Genomic DNA, 17542 nt, shown 5'->3' on the forward strand with positions numbered 1-17542 from the left:
CAGAGCAATTTGAACTGCAATCAGCAGAATACAAAGAGTCAGTACTACCAGCGGCTGTGACTAAACGTGTTGCGATTGAAGCGGGTATTGCGGATTACTGGTACAAGTATGTTGGCTTAAACGGCAAAGTGATTGGCATGACGACCTTTGGTGAGTCTGCACCAGCCGAGCAACTATTCGAAATGTTTGGTTTCACTGTACAGAACGTGGTACAAACCGCAGCCAATTTATAATTAGATAAAAATAACGGTAATCCCCCGTTAATGAAGGAGATTTTATGTCAGATGTATTTCACTTAGGGTTAACCAAAGCGATGTTAGATGGATCAACATTAGCGATTGTTCCTGGCGATCCTGAGCGTGTAAAACGTATTGCAGAGTTGATGGAAAATGCGACTTTTTTAGCAAGTCATCGTGAGTATACAAGCTACCTTGCTTATATTGACACAAAACCTGTCGTTATCTGCTCAACAGGAATTGGCGGTCCATCTACTTCGATTGCTGTAGAAGAGCTAGCGCAACTGGGTGTGCGTACTTTCTTACGTATCGGAACAACCGGTGCTATTCAACCACATGTTAATGTGGGTGATGTCATTGTGACACAAGCTTCAGTACGTTTAGACGGTGCAAGCTTACACTTCGCTCCATTAGAGTTCCCTGCGGTTGCTGACTTTAATGCCACCACCGCAATGGTCGCAGCTTGTCGCGATGCAGACATTGAACCGCATGTTGGTGTGACAGCATCTAGTGATACTTTTTACCCTGGCCAAGAGCGTTATGATACGGTTTCAGGACGAGTGACACGTCAGTTTAAAGGATCAATGCAAGAGTGGCAGGAGCTTGGTGTACTTAATTATGAAATGGAGTCATCGACACTATTTACTATGTGTGCTTCACAAGGTTGGGCTGCTGCTTGCGTAGCGGGTGTGATTGTAAATCGAACACAACAAGAGATTCCAGATGAAGCGACCATGAAAAAAACAGAGTCGCATGCAATCTCAATTGTAGTGGCTGCAGCTAAAAAACTATTAAACTAGGCTACAGTTAAAACTAAAACTAAAAGATCAAAGTGGGTAGTACAATAGGTTGGGCATTTTTAAAGGTTGTAAAAGTGTAATAAAAAATGCTCAACTACAATACAACGATAATAAAAAATAATAGCTTAAGTAAGTATGTCTTACATAACAGGGAGTTTTATAATGAAAAAAAACTATTTTAGCGAACTAAAAACACTGCTGGATAATAGCTCTGCACCGTACTCAGGGTTTAATGTCGCTTCTGTAGTAGTGTGTAAAGATGGTCGAGTGTTTAAAGGAGTAAACGTTGAGTCTGCTGCTTATCCGACTACCATTTGTGCTGAACGTAATGCTATTTTTACTGCCGTAGCAGAAGGGATTAGCAAAGGTGATATCCAAGAGGTGCACATTGGTGCGCGTAACGCTGAAAAACAGTTAGTGACTGCACAACCTTGTGGTTCATGTCGCCAAGTTATTGCTGAGCAATCAATGAATGATTGTATCGTTTACAGTTACCAATCTGAAACAGAATACTCTGAAAATACGATTGCTACATTACTGCCTTTTGCGTTTTTAGGCGAAGAACTTTAATAACAACAGGTTTACACAACAATATTAATTGTTGTGAACTTTTTAACCTCAATTTTGGATGCAGTATCGTTTTGCCTATCTAAAACTGAGGTTATCTTATCTGCTACTAAGACCTTACTCCCCTGTATATTCCTTATAAGTCATCGCTTCACTCAATAGACTCATCTCATCGTAAACATGGTCAGCAACACCAAATTGCATTGCAGGGCTTTTGTCATCTTGAGCATGGCAAAAATTAAACAATACTCTATGTATTTCAGATAGATTAGTAATGGTATTAAAGCTATTCAAACTCTTATTCAAATGCGTGTCTAAATAATCATAATAGCGATTAAGGTGCTCTGTATCTTCCATCTTAAAAGGGTATTGGTTTTGTTTATTATCAGTTAATAAAGAATAGGCGCCTTGTTCAAAGCTGTGCCAGCGATCGCTCCACCATCCTACTTTTCTATTTTTGATAATCTCTTGGTTATTCATGAAGGGGAGGTAATAGAATATATCGGCTTTTCCTGCTTTGATTTCAGGATGTGCGGACATTAACGCTGCAGCGCGAATACTGCTTTCTAATTCAATATAGTGGCTATAATGTTGGGCTTTTTTAATGAAGCCACGCAATAAGGAGAAGTGCACATACACTAATTTGTTAGGGTAGATTAAATTACAGTGATTAATTGCTTTTAATTCACCAATTAACAGTCTTTCAAAGTGTTTACGATGTAATGTTTGCTGGTAATGGTTTTTAATTTCATTCTCAATATTATTGGCGAAAGCATCTTTGATAACAGTATTTTCAGTGCTGTTGTAAATATCTTGTTTAAGTAGGTCGACTTTGGTGAGGTTAGTGGTTTGTAGTAGGATATAACCACTATCAGATTCCGCTGTTAATAACGTATAAAAGCCTCGTTTATGGTGTAAATGAATCACTTTTCCTTCGGTTTGTAATGACAAGGACTCTCGGTTTACCTCTTCTTGCTCCTTTAAACGGCTAAAATTAGTTAATAATAGTGATAACTTTTCTAAATAAAAATAATAAAGACGGGCTGATAATCCGGTTTTTCTAATTGCACTGTTGATATCTAATTTTTCAATAATGGTTTGTAATACCTGTGTAATAGCCTCAACATTTTTATGTTTAGTTTCACTGTATACATGTTGACAGTTTTTGCATTTTAAACGTTGTGTTCCTGCCGCAGTAAAACCATGTAAGTGTGATCCATTCTTCTCATTGAAGAAAAAATGGCTATAACAATACCGGCAATGTGTGATTTTCCTCGCAAAATGAAAATCAAGCTTTTCTTTTAAGATATTTTCTATTAATTGGTTATTTATCCAAGGAGGGTTGCTTCCACAGGCTTTACATTCAATAGAAAGGTAACCTAAACGTTTACTCTGATAAACGTAATCTTCGCTGTCAGCGACACCAAAATTTTTGCAACTTACTGTTTTGCAACAGTTAAAATCTTTTCTTATATCAAACATGGATTTTTCTCCTTAGGGGCCACATTAGCATAAACCACATATTTTGTTAGTGCCAGGCTATGTGAAGCAGCAAATATCAACTATAGTGATCTAGATCACATTTGTGATTTGTTCGAATGCCTAGAATTTGCTCATAGGAAACGAGATAGAAGAAATTTGTAAGAAGTAACATGGAAGTTGTTTATCAGATTTATTTTTAAAATATATCTATGTCACCACCATGAATACTATCAAATATTGTGAAAGCATTAGGATTTATATTGGTCACTGACTTTACCCGTATTGATACCATCCTTTTTATCGTAAAAACACCTGTATAAATAAGAGACTCGCAGTAATGAGATCTCTGCTTACCAATAATGTATGAAGTGAAGGACTGAATATGCAAAGTAAATTAGAGCAGTTACGTAAAGTAACGACCGTGGTTGCAGATACTGGTGACATAGAAGCTATTAAGCAATACCAACCTGAAGATGCAACAACCAACCCATCACTTATTTTAAAAGCTGCTTCTATTGAAGCTTACGCACCATTAGTTGCTGATGCTATTGAATATGCAAAAAAGCAAAGTGCTGATAAACAACAGCAAGTAGAAATTGCTTGCGATATGTTAGCGGTAAACATTGGTAAAGAGATCTTAACAACTATCCCTGGACGCATTTCTACTGAAGTAGATGCTCGTCTTTCATTCGACACTGAAGCTAGTTTAACCAAGGCTCGTCAGCTAGTAAAAATGTATAACGATGCAGGAATTAGCAACGATCGTATTTTAATTAAGCTAGCGGCAACCTGGAACGGTATTCAGGCAGCTAAAATACTTGAAAAAGAGGGAATTAACTGTAACCTCACGCTGCTTTTTTCGTTTGCCCAAGCGCAAGCCTGTGCTGAAGCGGGTGTATTCCTTATTTCACCTTTCGTTGGTCGTATTATGGATTGGTATAAAGCCAAGCAGGGAACTGATTTTTCTGCTGCTGAAGATCCAGGTGTGTTGTCGGTGACGAAAATTTATAACTATTACAAAGAGCATGGTTACAACACAGTTGTAATGGGCGCGAGTTTTAGAAATATAGGTGAGATTTTAGAATTAGCTGGCTGTGATCGCTTAACGATTAGCCCACAGTTATTACAAGAGCTAAGTGATTCAGAAGGAACGATTGAAACGAAATTAATCGCTGATAAAAAGGTTAAAACTGCACCAACAGCATTAACTGAGTCGGATTTCTTATGGGCGCACAATCAAGACCCAATGGCCGTTGAAAAATTAGCAGAAGGCATTCGTAACTTCGCAGTAGATCAGAACATATTAGAAGCCATGATTATGGAGAAACTATAATCGCGGTAAACAAATTTGGTTTGTTATGGATGATAGCAAACCACAACCTATTCGAGTTTTTCGGATTATACATGCCTGGGTTGGCCAGGATATCAGACGGAGATGACTGTTGAGTTATTCTTCAGTCTAATTGACATAAATGAACGGAGTACAAATATGCAAATCGTGATGGGCTTAGTGGGCATTATCAGCCTTCTTTTAATTGCCTTTATTTTCTCAAAAAACAAAAAAGCAATCAATTACAGAACAGTGGGTGGCGCATTCGCAATTCAAGCGATTATTCCTGCACTTGTAATTTTTACACCGTGGGGCGTTTCAGTCCTACAAGCCATCACTGGTGCAGTGCAAGGTGTAATTAATAGTGCTAATGCTGGTGTGAGCTTTTTATTTGGCGGATTAGTTTCTGGCAAAATGTTTGAAGTGTTTGGCGGTGGCGGTTTTGTCTTTGCATTTAAAGTACTTCCAATCATTATTTTCTTTGCTTCGTTCATGGCTGTGTTATACCACCTAGGCATCATGCAGTTCATTATCAAAATCTTTGGTGGTGCATTACAGAAAGTACTAGGTACAAGCCGTACTGAGTCTATGTCTGCTGCTGCTAACGTTTTCGTTGGTCAAACGGAAGCGCCATTAGTGGTTAAACCTTACATTAAGCATATGACACGTTCTGAATTATTTGCTGTTATGTGTGGTGGTCTAGCATCGGTAGCGGGTTCAGTATTAGTGGGTTATGCATCTTTAGGTGTAAGCCTTGAATACCTAATCGCCGCTTCTTTCATGGCGGCGCCTGGTGGTCTATTAATGGCTAAAATCTTAGAGCCTGAAACAGAAGTGGCTCAAGAGCTATCTGCTAAAGATCTAGCGGCTGCTGAAGAAGAAGACAAACCTGTTAATGTCATTGATGCTGCTGCGTCAGGTGCTTCTTCAGGTCTTAAATTAGCGTTAAATGTAGGTGCAATGTTAATCGCATTCATCGCCTTAATTGCATTAATTAATAATATCTTAGGTTCTGTTGGTGGTTTTGTTGGTCTAGAAGCATTAACACTAGAGCAAATCTTAGGTTACTTATTTGCACCAATCGCTTTCCTAATCGGTATTCCATGGTCTGAAGCGGTTGCTGCAGGTAGCTTACTAGGTCAAAAATTAGTAGTGAATGAATTTGTTGCTTACATTAACTTTATTGGCGTTAAAGAAGCAATGAGTGAACATTCTCAAGTGATCATCACCGTTGCTCTATGTGGTTTTGCTAACTTGTCTTCAATGGCTATTTTATTAGGTGGTCTAGGTGTATTAGCACCATCTCGTCGTGCTGATATCGCACGTCTAGGTCTTAAAGCGGTAATGGCTGGTACATTATCTAACTTAATGAGTGCAACGTTAGTAGGTATTTTCTTTGCCTTAAGCATTGCATAAATAGTAAGTGTCAATGAGGGTTCGTTTAGAGCCCTCATTTGTTTTTACTTAGTTTTTATCAATTGTGTTAATAAAGCATTAATCAACATAATCGATAAACCCTAAATACAATGAAATCAAAGGATTTTTAAATGAGTGATTTACAACTAGCATCGCGACAAGCAATTCATTTGATGGATTTAACGACATTAAATGATGACGACACAGATCAAAAAGTCATCGATTTATGTAAGCAAGCGCATAGCGCTGCAGGAAATACGGCTGCTGTTTGTATCTATCCCCGTTTCATTCCCATCGCACGTAAAACATTAAAAGCTCAAGGTACTGCTGACGTAAAAATCGCAACAGTGACTAACTTCCCACATGGTAACGATGACGTTGCTATCGCCGTTGCAGAAACTAAAGCTGCTGTTGCTTATGGCGCTGATGAGGTTGACCTAGTATTCCCATATAAAGCGCTGATTGCAGGTAATGCATCTGTTGGTGAAGAGATGGTTAAAGCTTGCCGTGAAGTGTGTGGTGAAGCTGTTGCATTAAAAGTGATTATTGAAACTGGTGAGTTAAAAACAGCTGAGTTAATTGAACAAGCAAGCTTAATTTGTATCGAAGCAGGTGCTGATTTTATTAAAACATCAACGGGTAAAGTGCCGGTTAATGCAACTTTAGAAGCGACTAAAGTGATGATCGAAGCGATCAAAAAATCAGGAAAAGACGTAGGTTTTAAAGCAGCTGGTGGTGTTAAAGATGCACAAACAGCTAACGATTACATGCAATTAGCTCGCGATATTATGGGCGCTGATTGGGTTGATGTTGACCATTTCCGTTTTGGTGCATCTAGCCTACTAGGCAACTTACTGAGTGAGCTTAAATTATCAGATACACCTGTAGAGACAGGAGGTTACTAATGAAACGTACCATTATTTTATTGTTAGACTCGTTAGGTATAGGCGCAAGCCATGATGCTGACCAATTTGTAGGTAGTTTAGCGGACGGCACCACATTCAATGATGTAGGTGCAAACACCTTTGGCAGTATTGCTAAATTATGTGCCGCTGGCGAAGCCGATATCGGCCGTAAAGGCCCGCTTCATTTACCTAACCTTACTAAATTAGGTTTAGCACACGCCTGTAAAGAAAGTTCTGGTGAGTTTCCAATGGGGTTAGACGAGTCCGTTGAACCTATTTCTGCGTATGGTTATGCCCAAGAAATTTCAACAGGTAAAGATACCCCAAGTGGTCACTGGGAAATTGCAGGTGCGCCTGTGCTTTATGAATGGGGTTATTTCAAAGATAAACAAAATAGTTTCCCGCAGGAGTTATTAGACTTAATCGTTGAGCGCACTGGTATCTCTGGATATTTAGGCAACTGCCACTCTTCCGGTACTGTGATTTTAGACGAGTTAGGTGAAGAACATATTAAAACCGGTAAACCTATTTTTTACACATCAAGTGATAGTGTATTCCAAATAGCGTGCCACGAAGAAACTTACGGTGTAGAAGCATTATACGAGTTATGTAAAACCGTTCGTGAGTTACTTGAACCTTACAATATTGGTCGTGTTATTGCGCGCCCATTCTTAGGTGACAAACCGGGTAACTTTGCTCGTACTGGTAATCGTCATGACTATTCAGTATTACCGCCAAGTAAGACACTACTAGATCGTATGGAAAGTGCCGGTGGCGAAGTCGTGAGTATTGGTAAAATTTCTGATATTTATGCAGCACAGGGCATTACCCAAGCAATCAAAGCAACAGGCTTAGAAGCGTTGTTTGATGCGACGTTGAAATCTTTAAAAGAAGCGACTAAAGAAACGATTATCTTTACTAACTTTGTGAATTTTGATGCTGACTTTGGACACCGTCGTGATGTAGCAGGTTATGCGGCTGCACTAGAGTATTTTGATACACGCTTACCTGAGTTGCTTGAAGTCTTAGAAGACGAAGACCTTGTTGTGTTATCCGCTGACCATGGTTGTGACCCAACTTGGCCTGGCTCAGATCATACACGTGAACACATACCTGTACTTTTCTACGGAAAAAACGTACCAGCTGGTCCAGTTGGTTTACGTGACACCTTTGCCGATATCGGCCAAACAATTGCTGAGTATCATCAATTACCGGATCTAGAATACGGTAAAAGTATTTTTAAATAATGTTGGAGAAATAAGATGGCAACACCTCATATTAATGCAGTAGACAATGCATTTGCAGAAACAGTATTAATGCCTGGCGATCCACTTCGCGCTAAGTATATTGCTGACAACTTTTTAGAAGATGCTGTGCAAGTAACTGACGTACGTAACATGTTAGGTTTTACGGGTACTTACAAAGGAAAAAAACTATCTGTAATGGGTAGTGGTATGGGTATCCCATCTTGTTCTATTTATGCAACAGAGCTAATTAAAGATTACGGTGTTAAAAACATTATCCGTGTTGGTAGCTGTGGTGCTGTTAGCCCAGATATCAAAGTACGTGACGTGATCATCGGCATGGGTGCTTCTACAGATTCAAAAGCCAACCGTATTCGTTTTGCGAACCACGACTTTGCTGCTATTGCTAGTTACGAGTTATTAGAAAAAGCAGTAAACGCTGCACGTGCTCGTAACATTAAAGCGCAAGTAGGTAATATTTTTTCTGCTGACACATTCTACACGCCAGAGCCTGAAGTATTCGATACATTAGAAAAATACAACATTCTAGGTGTAGAGATGGAAGCGGCTGGATTATACGGTGTTGCAGCTGAATATGGCGCAAAAGCACTATGTATTTTGACAGTATCGGATCATATCCGTACTGGCGAACAACTATCTTCTGATCAGCGTCAAAACAGCTTTGATGAGATGGTATTAATCGCACTTGATTCTGTAGTTGCAGAATAAGTGGGAATCAAAAAGACCTGGCATGAAGTTATTGAGTCACTGAGATGACAGGCATTTTGTTATCACTCACTAGTGTGCAAGTGGTGGTAACAAAATTTTATTATTGAGCTTTTAGCCGCTGACGGCATAAAAATTCATCACTAAGCATTTTTTACTTTTTAAAAGGAATTTAACTATGAAAAAAACACTACTCCCACTAGCCTTGCTTGCTTCATCTTCTGCATTCGCTGCCGACTATACCGACGGCGATACGCATAAAAATGATTACAAATGGATGCAAGGTAACTTAATGTACGCTGTAAACGAGCTTCCTGGTGAATCAGATCATGATTATCTTGAGCTTGAGTTCGGCGGACGTGCAGGGATTTTAGATTACTACGGTTACGCTGACGTATTTAACCTAGCAAGCAGTGAGTCTTCTGACAAAGATGGCGCAGATAAAATATTTATTAAGTTTGCACCGCGTATCTCTCTTGATGGACTAACAGGTAAAGATCTATCTTTTGGTCCTGTTGAAGAAGTGTACTTTGCAACACTATTTAACTGGAGTGGCGGTAGCGATTCAGTAAATAACTCTTTCTGGGGTATTGGTTCTGATGTAATGGTGCCATGGTTAGGTAAAGTTGGTTTAAACGTTTATGGACTTTACGATTTAAATGAAAAAGAATGGAATGGTTATCAAGTATCTACTAACTGGTTCAAACCTTTCTACTTCTTTGAGAATGGTTCATTTATTTCTTACCAAGGCTACATCGATTACCAATTCGGATACGATGATGACTTTGATGCACTATACACTGATAACGGTGGTGCAATGTTTAATGGTATCTACTGGCATTCAGACCGTTTTGCAGTAGGTTATGGTCTAAAAGCGTTTAAAGATGCTTATGCATTAGTTGATGGCGGTTTAGCGGGTAAAACAACAGGTTTAACTCATTACTTTGCTGCTACCTACAAGTTCTAATAAATAATATCTTAACTTAAATTCTTTAAGTCAATGATATTAATGCTTGCAGCATAGTGGCTGTGCTGTAAGCATTCTTCTCTTCCCTTTATTACCCCTAAGTTATTTGTAAATATGACCTATTCACAAATCATTTAGTGATGATCTCACCTCATTATCGGAGTGCACCTATGATCTTAGTACCACAAGAAATTATTCGTCATAAACGTGATGGTAAAACCTTAAGCAACGAAGAGATTAACTTTTTTATTCAAGGAATTACCGATAACAGTATTAGCGAAGGGCAAATTGCTGCTTTTGCTATGGCTATCTATTTTCAAGATATGAATATGGATGAGCGTGTAGCGATAGCTTCTGCGATGCGCGACTCAGGTGATGTACTTGATTGGTCATCATTAAACCTAAATGGTCCAATCGTTGATAAACATTCTACCGGTGGTGTTGGTGATGTTATTTCATTAATGCTAGGGCCAATGGTCGCTGCATGTGGTGGTTATGTGCCAATGATCTCGGGTCGAGGTTTAGGTCATACTGGTGGCACCTTAGATAAGCTTGATGCAATTCCTGGCTATCAAACTACCGTTACCAACCAACACTTTAGAGAGGTGGTTAAAAGCGCAGGTGTTGCCATTATTGGGCAAAGTGCTAATTTAGCACCTGCAGATAAACGTTTTTATGCAACTCGTGACATTACCGCTACGGTTGAATCGATTCCCTTGATTACCGCATCGATCTTATCTAAAAAATTAGCGGCAGGGTTAGATGCTTTAGTGATGGATGTAAAAGCCGGTAGTGGGGCGTTTATGCCGACTTATGAACAATCACAACAGTTAGCAAGAAGTATTGTTGACGTAGCCAATGGCGCAGGTTGTAAAACTTCTGCTTTGATTACTAATATGGATCAAGTCTTGGCAAGTAGTGCAGGTAATGCCGTTGAAGTACGAGAAGCGGTGCGTTTCTTAACGGGTGAATATGTGAACCCGAGGTTGCATGAAGTCACTATGTCCTTATGTGCTGAAATGTTAGTGTCCGCTAATTTAGCCTCAGATACCGAGCAGGCGAAGGGGAAATTACAAGCCGTATTGGATAACGGCAAAGCAGCTGAAGTGTTTGGTAGAATGGTGGCAGGCCTGGGTGGGCCGGCTGATTTTGTAGAAAATCACGATAACCATTTGATTAAGTCTGCGATTATTCGTCCGGTATTTGCTAACCAATCTGGCTATGTGACGACTATTGATGCTCGAGAAGTTGGCATGTCAGTGGTTAACATGGGAGGTGGACGCCGTGTTGCAACAGATAATATTGACTTTGCGGTAGGCCTGAGCGATTTAGTCAGTATTGGCGATAAGATTGATACACAGACGCCAATTGCCATGATACATGCACAAACTGAGCAACAGTTTGTTGAGGTGCAGAAAAACATATTAGGTGCTATTCAATGTGCCGATACTAAACCAAACGCTGAACCACAGGTTTATGAAACAGTACGAGCAAATTAAATAGAGTAAGACGTTTTCGCTTTTAAAGGTCATTAGCATTAAATTTAATCATCCTTGATGATTAAAACTGCTTTCGATAAGGTTAACGCTATTATCCGTAGTATTTATGTGTAACATAGCGCCACTTTAAATTTGTAATAAACAACAATAAATAACATAAAAGTGACTTGGTTAATGGGGAGTAAATTAACTAATGATACTGGTGTTAACAACATATTATGTTAACTCTCTTAATTTTATATTTAAAACCTGTTTATTCGTTACTTTGCTTGTGACAAAAAATAACCGCATTACCTATACTGTAATGGCTTAAGCTACCTTATCTTGTAACCTCGGAAATTGCATTTTAAGGTGGTTTGGGTTCTAAAACTGTTTCATAAAAGGAATAAATAATGATCAATAAAAATATCCCTCTCACTGATATTCACCGCCACTTAGATGGCAATATTCGTATTGAAACCATATTAGAACTAGGCCAAAAATTTAATTTACCATTACCTGCAACTGATATTGAGACATTACGTCCATTTGTTCAGGTAGTTGAAACACAACCTGATCTCGTTTCTTTTTTATCAAAGTTAGATTGGGGTGTTGCTGTATTAGGCGACCTAGATGCGTGTTACCGTGTTGCTTATGAGAACGTTCAAGATGCTAAAAATGCACTAATCGATTATACAGAACTGCGTTTTTCACCTTATTATATGGCGATGAAACACAACTTGCCTGTACAAGGTGTTGTAGAAGCGGTTGTTGCTGGTGTTGCTGCAGGTAGCCGTGACTTTAATGTTAAAACTAACTTAATTGGTATTATGAGCCGTACTTTTGGTGCTGAAGCTTGTCAAATTGAGTTAGACGGATTATTAAGTCAAAAAGATAAACTCGTCGCTGTTGACTTAGCTGGTGATGAATTAGGTCAACCAGGCGATGTATTTGTTAAACATTTTAAACAAGTACGTGATGCAGGGCTTCGTGTCACCGTTCATGCTGGTGAAGCTGCAGGCGCAGAAAGTATCTGGCAAGCGATCCAAACACTGGGTGCTGAACGTATTGGTCATGGTGTAAAGGCGATTGAAGACATCAAACTAATGGATTACTTAGCGGAGAATAAAATTGGTATTGAATCATGTATTACCTCTAACATTCAAACGAGTACCATTGCCGATATCAGTAAACATCCTATTAAAACATTCTTAAACCATGGTGTATTAGCATGTTTAAATACCGATGATCCTGCAGTTGAAGGGATTGAATTGCCTTTTGAATATGAAGTGGCAGCACCGCAAGCCGGGCTATCAATTGAGCAAATAACACAAGCACAAATTAATGGTTTAGAGATCGCTTTCTTATCTGAAGCAGAAAAATCCGCGTTAAGAGAGATTGCTGTAAACCGTTAATTTCTTGTATAGGAGTGATGGTTATCAATCAGATTAACCCGAAAAAACTATTAAATAGTAAGTGGACTGCCGTTAAGTCTATTAATAAAGAGAAGCATTTTTTAATTACCAAAGTGACCTTTGATGAAGAAGGAATTGTCACTTTGTGTGTAATAGAAGCCATTATTTCCCATCGCCAAACTGAAATAGACTGGCGAGACTTAAAGAATATAGACCTTTGGAAGCAGGGCTGGAAATAGTTAGCGTGACTCGTTAAGCATTAAAAAGCCATCAATTGTGATGGCTTTTTTGTCTCTGCGAGCTGCTGTTTAAACTAGGTTAGAACTTAATCACAGCCTAAAAAACCACCCGTTTGATGTGCCCAGAGTTGCGCATAAACACCATTTTGAGCGAGTAATTGTTGATGGCTACCTTGCTCAATAATGTTACCTTTATCTAATACAATTAAACGATCCATAGCTGCAATTGTTGATAAGCGGTGTGCAATCGCAATCACTGTTTTTCCTTGCATTAATTCATTTAAACTCTCTTGAATGGCCGCTTCAACTTCAGAATCTAATGCGGATGTTGCTTCATCTAATATCAAGATTGGTGCGTCTTTTAATAACACGCGTGAGATGGCAATACGTTGTCTTTGTCCACCGGAAAGTTTCACACCGCGTTCACCGACTTGTGCATCGTAACCGACGTTGCCTTCATTATCGGTTAAGGTTGAAATGAACTCATGTGCCTGTGCTTGTTTAGTTGCATTTAACATCTCTTCTTCTGTTGCATCGGGACGACCGTATAGAATATTTTCACGGATAGAGCGATGTAATAGTGATGTATCCTGCGTCACCATACCGATTTGTAAACGTAAACTCTCTTGTTGTACTTCTTTGATATCTTGCCCATCAATGATGATTTGACCTTTTTCTACATCGTAAAAACGTAATAATAGGTTAACGAGAGTTGATTTACCTGCGCCTGAACGGCCTACTAAACCAATCTTTTCTCCGGCTTTAATATTCAAATCAAAACCTTCAATCACACCTTTATTTTCACCGTAATGGAAGCTCATCTGTTTGAAGTATAAATTCCCCTTTGTGACCTCTAATGGTTTGGCCCCTTCTTTATCTTGGATGATATTTGGTTTAGCGAGGGTGTTCATACCATCGGTTACAGTACCTATATTTTCAAATAAGGCGCTTAGCTCATACATGATCCATTGCGACATACCGTTTAAACGCAAAGAAAGGCTAATTGCAATGGCAATTGAGCCTACTGAAATAGCACTTTGCATCCACAGGTAGATTGAAATAGCAGTGATCGAAAAAGCTAATAAATAGTTCGAAATCTGCACACACATATTCACACCAGTGGCCAAGCGCATTTGCCGATAAACTGTATTTAAAAACCCTTTCATCCCTTGCTTAGCATAAGCTGATTCTGATTCAGTGTGTGCAAACAGTTTCACCGTTGAGATATTGGTGTAACTATCGACAATACGGCCTGTCATGGTTGAACGAGCGTCGGCTTGCTCCGTAGCAACTTCTTTTAATTTTGGCACAAAGTAGTACTGGATACAGACATAAACCACTAACCAAACTAGCATCGGGATAGCTAGTCGATAGTCTGCTTGAGCTACCATCACAATCATAGAAATAAGGTAAACAACGATATAAACCATTACGTTTAATAGTTTCATCACTGTTTCACGCACCGCCAAGGCAGTTTGCATCACTTTGGTTGCAATACGCCCAGCAAAATCATCCTGATAAAAAGAAACACTTTGTTTTAATAGGTAACGATGCGCAAACCAGCGTATCGACATTGGGTAATTGCCTAGCAATACTTGGTGGATCACTAATGAATGTAACAGTATTAATATTGGTATCACTATTAATACGGTTAATGACATTAATAATAGTGTTGGGCCTTCATCTTGTAATAGTGTTTCTGGATTTTTAGTGACTAACCAATCCACTAGCTGTCCCATGAAACCAAATAAGGAGACTTCTAACACTGCTAATGACGCAATGAGTAGTGTCATAAAACACAATGCGGTTTTATAGCCTTTTGTGTAATGTAAACAAAATGCAAACAAGGTATTCGGTGGTTGAGTTGGTTCTTGATCATTTAATGCAGGCACTAAATTTTCAAAAAATTTAAACATGTTAAGTCCTTAAATCTTTTCGCTTTTTATGACAACAGTAGAGTCAGCCAGGAAGGTTTTGAATGGCTGATCATAATGGTTAAGTTATACAACACAAGCTTTAATTGCCATCCACTCTTTTTACCTGTTTTTTAATAGAAAAAGCCGAGTTTATTTTATTATCGACTGAAAATTGGTTATCTTAGCTTATGTCATTAAAAAGAGAATATTATGTCGAATTCAATTCCCCAAACAGAAAATACATTGGTTTTATCTCCTTGGCTCAATCAATTACCTAAGGTTGAGCTGCATTTACATTTAGAAGGTAGCTTAGAGCCGCAAATGTTATTTGATTTAGCTGTCCGTAATAACGTCGCTTTACCCTATGCAAATGTGCAAGAGGTGACAAAAGCATTTCAATTTACGCAGTTGCAAGATTTCTTAGATATTTATTATCAAGCGGCGCAAGTATTAATTACCGAGCAAGATTTTTATGATTTAACTTGGGCTTATTTAGTCAAGTGCAAAGAACAAAATGTATTACATGTTGAGCCATTCTTTGATCCACAAACTCATACTGATCGCGGTGTTTCTTTTGCTACTGTGATTAATGGTATTAACCGAGCGCTATCCGATGGTCAGGAAAAGTTAGGTATAAGCAGTGAGTTAATCATGTGTTTTCTGCGTCATTTGGATGAACAAAGTGCTTTTGATACATTAGATCAAGCGATGCCTTTCTTAGAAAAAATCAAAGGCGTTGGGTTAGATAGTTCTGAGTTAGGCCACCCACCTGAAAAATTCAGTCGCGTTTTTGCTAAAGCGCGTGAGCTTGGGCTGTTAACTGTTGCACATGCTGGTGAAGAGGGGCCTGCAGAGTATATTTGGACTGCTATTAATGACTTAAAAGTGTCTCGTGTAGATCATGGTGTGGCTGCGATTCAAGACCCTGAGTTAATTACCTACTTGCAACAAACTCAAATGCCACTCACTGTGTGTCCATTATCTAATACTAAGTTAAAAGTATTTGAGCATATGCAACAACATAATATTTTAGATCTATTAGCATTAGATATTTGTGTCACGGTTAACTCTGATGATCCATCTTACTTTGGTGGTTACATGACAGAAAACTTCGAAGCGCTTGCTCAGGCTTTGGATATGAATCAAACGCAAGCGATCAAGTTAGTAGAGAATAGTATTACAGCCAGTTTTTGCGATGAGCAGCGCAAGCAAGAGTTAACTAAGATCTTAAATGATTACCAGTAAAACCTTATTCCAGTAAAGTTTACTCTATTCATACGCTATTTATAGATAGGTAAAATACGCTGTGTATTTAACTGTCTGACCGATAAATGCGTATGGATATCTTTGACGCTAGGTATTTTATGTAGCTTAGTGGTAAAGCCTTCATATCCTGTAAGATTTGGAGTGGCCACCTCAATCAGGTAATCATATGCACCAGAAACAATGTGTGCATTAACGACTTCTTTCATTGCTAATAACGCTGTTTCAAATTCCTCTATCGCCTTTTCTTGATGGCGATTTAAACTAACCTCCACAAAGAAAGTCATATTGATACCCACCTGAGCCTTATTTAAGTTTGCTTGATAATCTTGTATGTAACCTTCCTCTTCTAAGCGCTTTAAACGTCTTGCGCAAAGGGAGGGCGATAAGCTCACTTTATCAGCAAGATCTGCTATTGAGATACGACCTTCTTTTTGCAATAGGGTCAATATATTACGATCTATTTTATCCATGATTATCTCGTTTGGTGTTTTAATGCGCATAACTATATATTATTAACTTTTTAAACTAAATAGTTTTTGAATTAAACGTTATTTGAGTGATAAGAGCGTTGTTTTTGGTGAATAATATGTTTATTGAATTTAAACTGGAACCATCAAATATGCTTAATACACAACGAGCCTATGGCGATAAATCTCAAGTTTCATTTTTATCTCCTACGGTATTAGGCTATGCCGCGATGACACTGGTGTTACTCATTTGGTCTAGCTTTGCGCTATCGATTCGTACTATAGAGGCATCAACTTTAACCATTGCCGATGTTGCTTTATTACGCTTTATGGTTCCCGCTTTATTACTAGCTCCTTGGGCTGCAAAGCATCTAAAAACCATTAAACTAATTAAGTTTACAGATTTTGCACTTATTTTATTAGGCGGGATTCCCTTTGTTTTCCTTGCAGCATTAGGTGCTATAAGTGTACCTACTGCCTATGTTGGTACCATACTTGCTGGAACACCTGCTTTGTTTGTATCTATTATTAGTGCCGTTTTTCTTGCTCAAGTGATTTCGAAAAAGCGTATGTTCCCGTTGTCTCTTATATTACTTGGGGTATTAGTCATGATACTCAGTGGACAAAAGGTATTGTCATTACAAACCTTAACTGGATTTGGTTTTTTATTTATGGCCAGTAGTTGCTGGGCCATTTTTGCTATCACCTTAAAACGAGTAAATTTGAAACCGGTGGCTGTGGTAATTATTTTGTCTTATTGCTCAGGTTTTATTATGTTAGTCCTAATCTGCTCTGGTATGGTAGACAGTGAGTTAGGTCACTTCTCACTACAGCAAGCGTTACCCTTTATTGTTATTCAAGGTGTTGGTATTGGCGTCGTTGCGACTATCTGTTTTTCCTATGCGGTTAATCAATTAGGCGCTAACCAAGCATCAGTATTAGGCTCTCTTTCACCTGCTATTACTGCTTTATTAGCCGTACCAATATTGGGTGAACCTCTATCGTTGTTTATTGGTTGTGGTATTGGGCTAACCATTGTTGGCGTTATTTTATCTCATCGTTGTTAAGTTATATTTATCTAAGGAAAT

At 38.7% G+C, this 17542-nt stretch carries 17 protein-coding genes; 14 read left to right on the top strand and 3 right to left on the bottom strand.

Annotated features, from left to right (window positions below; genetic code table 11):
• From OW492_RS16520 to cdd, 3 genes are all read left to right on the top strand, one after another.
• Nucleotides 1-233, top strand: a 233-nt coding sequence (locus OW492_RS16520) for a transketolase C-terminal domain-containing protein (RefSeq protein WP_290041589.1), incomplete at its 5' end; no start/stop codon positions are given.
• 44 nt (nt 234-277) lie between these two features.
• Entirely contained in the window at nt 278-1036 is a 759-nt protein-coding gene (gene udp / locus OW492_RS16525; protein WP_290041590.1) for a uridine phosphorylase, read from the top strand.
• A 162-nt stretch (nt 1037-1198) separates the two neighbouring features.
• Nucleotides 1199-1606 carry a cytidine deaminase gene (gene cdd, locus OW492_RS16530; protein WP_290041591.1) on the top strand — a complete coding sequence of 136 codons (408 nt, stop codon included), beginning with the start codon at nt 1199-1201 and terminating at the stop codon, nt 1604-1606.
• Nucleotides 1607-1720: 114 nt separating this feature from the next.
• Here cdd and OW492_RS16535 read toward each other — a convergent pair whose 3' ends face one another.
• Entirely contained in the window at nt 1721-3085 is a 1365-nt protein-coding gene (locus OW492_RS16535; protein WP_290041592.1) for a hypothetical protein, read from the bottom strand.
• A 382-nt stretch (nt 3086-3467) separates the two neighbouring features.
• Between OW492_RS16535 and tal the strand changes: the two genes are divergently transcribed.
• The 9 genes from tal to OW492_RS16580 all read left to right on the top strand — a co-directional run bounded on the left by tal (nt 3468) and on the right by OW492_RS16580 (nt 12805).
• Entirely contained in the window at nt 3468-4418 is a 951-nt protein-coding gene (gene tal, locus OW492_RS16540; protein WP_290041593.1) for a transaldolase, read from the top strand.
• 156 nt (nt 4419-4574) lie between these two features.
• A complete protein-coding gene (locus tag OW492_RS16545; protein ID WP_290041594.1) occupies nt 4575-5831 on the top strand; it encodes a NupC/NupG family nucleoside CNT transporter in 1257 nt (418 codons plus the stop codon).
• Between the two features lie 131 nt (nt 5832-5962).
• Nucleotides 5963-6736: a deoxyribose-phosphate aldolase gene (deoC, locus tag OW492_RS16550; RefSeq protein ID WP_290041595.1), complete on the top strand. Its 774-nt coding sequence runs from the start codon at nt 5963-5965 to the stop codon at nt 6734-6736.
• Nucleotides 6736-7983 (top strand): phosphopentomutase, encoded by a 1248-nt coding sequence (locus tag OW492_RS16555; RefSeq protein WP_290041596.1) that lies wholly within the window; start codon nt 6736-6738, stop codon nt 7981-7983. Before deoC ends, OW492_RS16555 begins: the two co-directional genes overlap by 1 nt.
• Nucleotides 7984-7998: 15 nt before the next feature.
• A complete protein-coding gene (deoD, locus tag OW492_RS16560; protein ID WP_290041597.1) occupies nt 7999-8709 on the top strand; it encodes a purine-nucleoside phosphorylase in 711 nt (236 codons plus the stop codon).
• Between the two features lie 175 nt (nt 8710-8884).
• Nucleotides 8885-9673, top strand: coding sequence for an outer membrane protein OmpK (locus OW492_RS16565; protein ID WP_290041598.1), 789 nt, complete (start codon nt 8885-8887; stop codon nt 9671-9673).
• A gap of 173 nt (nt 9674-9846) precedes the next feature.
• Nucleotides 9847-11172 (top strand): thymidine phosphorylase, encoded by a 1326-nt coding sequence (deoA, locus tag OW492_RS16570; protein ID WP_290041614.1) that lies wholly within the window; start codon nt 9847-9849, stop codon nt 11170-11172.
• A 392-nt stretch (nt 11173-11564) separates the two neighbouring features.
• Nucleotides 11565-12566, top strand: coding sequence for an adenosine deaminase (gene add, locus OW492_RS16575; RefSeq protein ID WP_290041599.1), 1002 nt, complete (start codon nt 11565-11567; stop codon nt 12564-12566).
• Between the two features lie 23 nt (nt 12567-12589).
• Nucleotides 12590-12805 (top strand): TIGR02450 family Trp-rich protein, encoded by a 216-nt coding sequence (locus OW492_RS16580; RefSeq protein WP_290041615.1) that lies wholly within the window; start codon nt 12590-12592, stop codon nt 12803-12805.
• 86 nt (nt 12806-12891) lie between these two features.
• Here OW492_RS16580 and OW492_RS16585 read toward each other — a convergent pair whose 3' ends face one another.
• Entirely contained in the window at nt 12892-14721 is a 1830-nt protein-coding gene (locus OW492_RS16585) for an ABC transporter ATP-binding protein (RefSeq protein WP_290041600.1), read from the bottom strand.
• Nucleotides 14722-14931: 210 nt separating this feature from the next.
• Between OW492_RS16585 and OW492_RS16590 the strand changes: the two genes are divergently transcribed.
• A complete protein-coding gene (locus OW492_RS16590) occupies nt 14932-15966 on the top strand; it encodes an adenosine deaminase (protein ID WP_290041601.1) in 1035 nt (344 codons plus the stop codon).
• 35 nt (nt 15967-16001) lie between these two features.
• Here the strand turns inward: OW492_RS16590 and OW492_RS16595 are convergent, their stop codons facing one another.
• Nucleotides 16002-16457 (bottom strand): Lrp/AsnC family transcriptional regulator, encoded by a 456-nt coding sequence (locus tag OW492_RS16595; protein ID WP_290041602.1) that lies wholly within the window; start codon nt 16455-16457, stop codon nt 16002-16004.
• Between the two features lie 116 nt (nt 16458-16573).
• Between OW492_RS16595 and OW492_RS16600 the strand changes: the two genes are divergently transcribed.
• Complete coding sequence (locus OW492_RS16600; RefSeq protein ID WP_290041604.1) at nt 16574-17521, top strand: DMT family transporter; 948 nt, start codon at nt 16574-16576, stop codon at nt 17519-17521.
• Nucleotides 17522-17542: the final 21 nt, after the last annotated feature.

Origin of the sequence: Psychromonas sp. 14N.309.X.WAT.B.A12 (genome assembly GCF_030397575.1) — a bacterium.
In the GTDB taxonomy this organism is placed as follows: domain Bacteria; phylum Pseudomonadota; class Gammaproteobacteria; order Enterobacterales; family Psychromonadaceae; genus Psychromonas.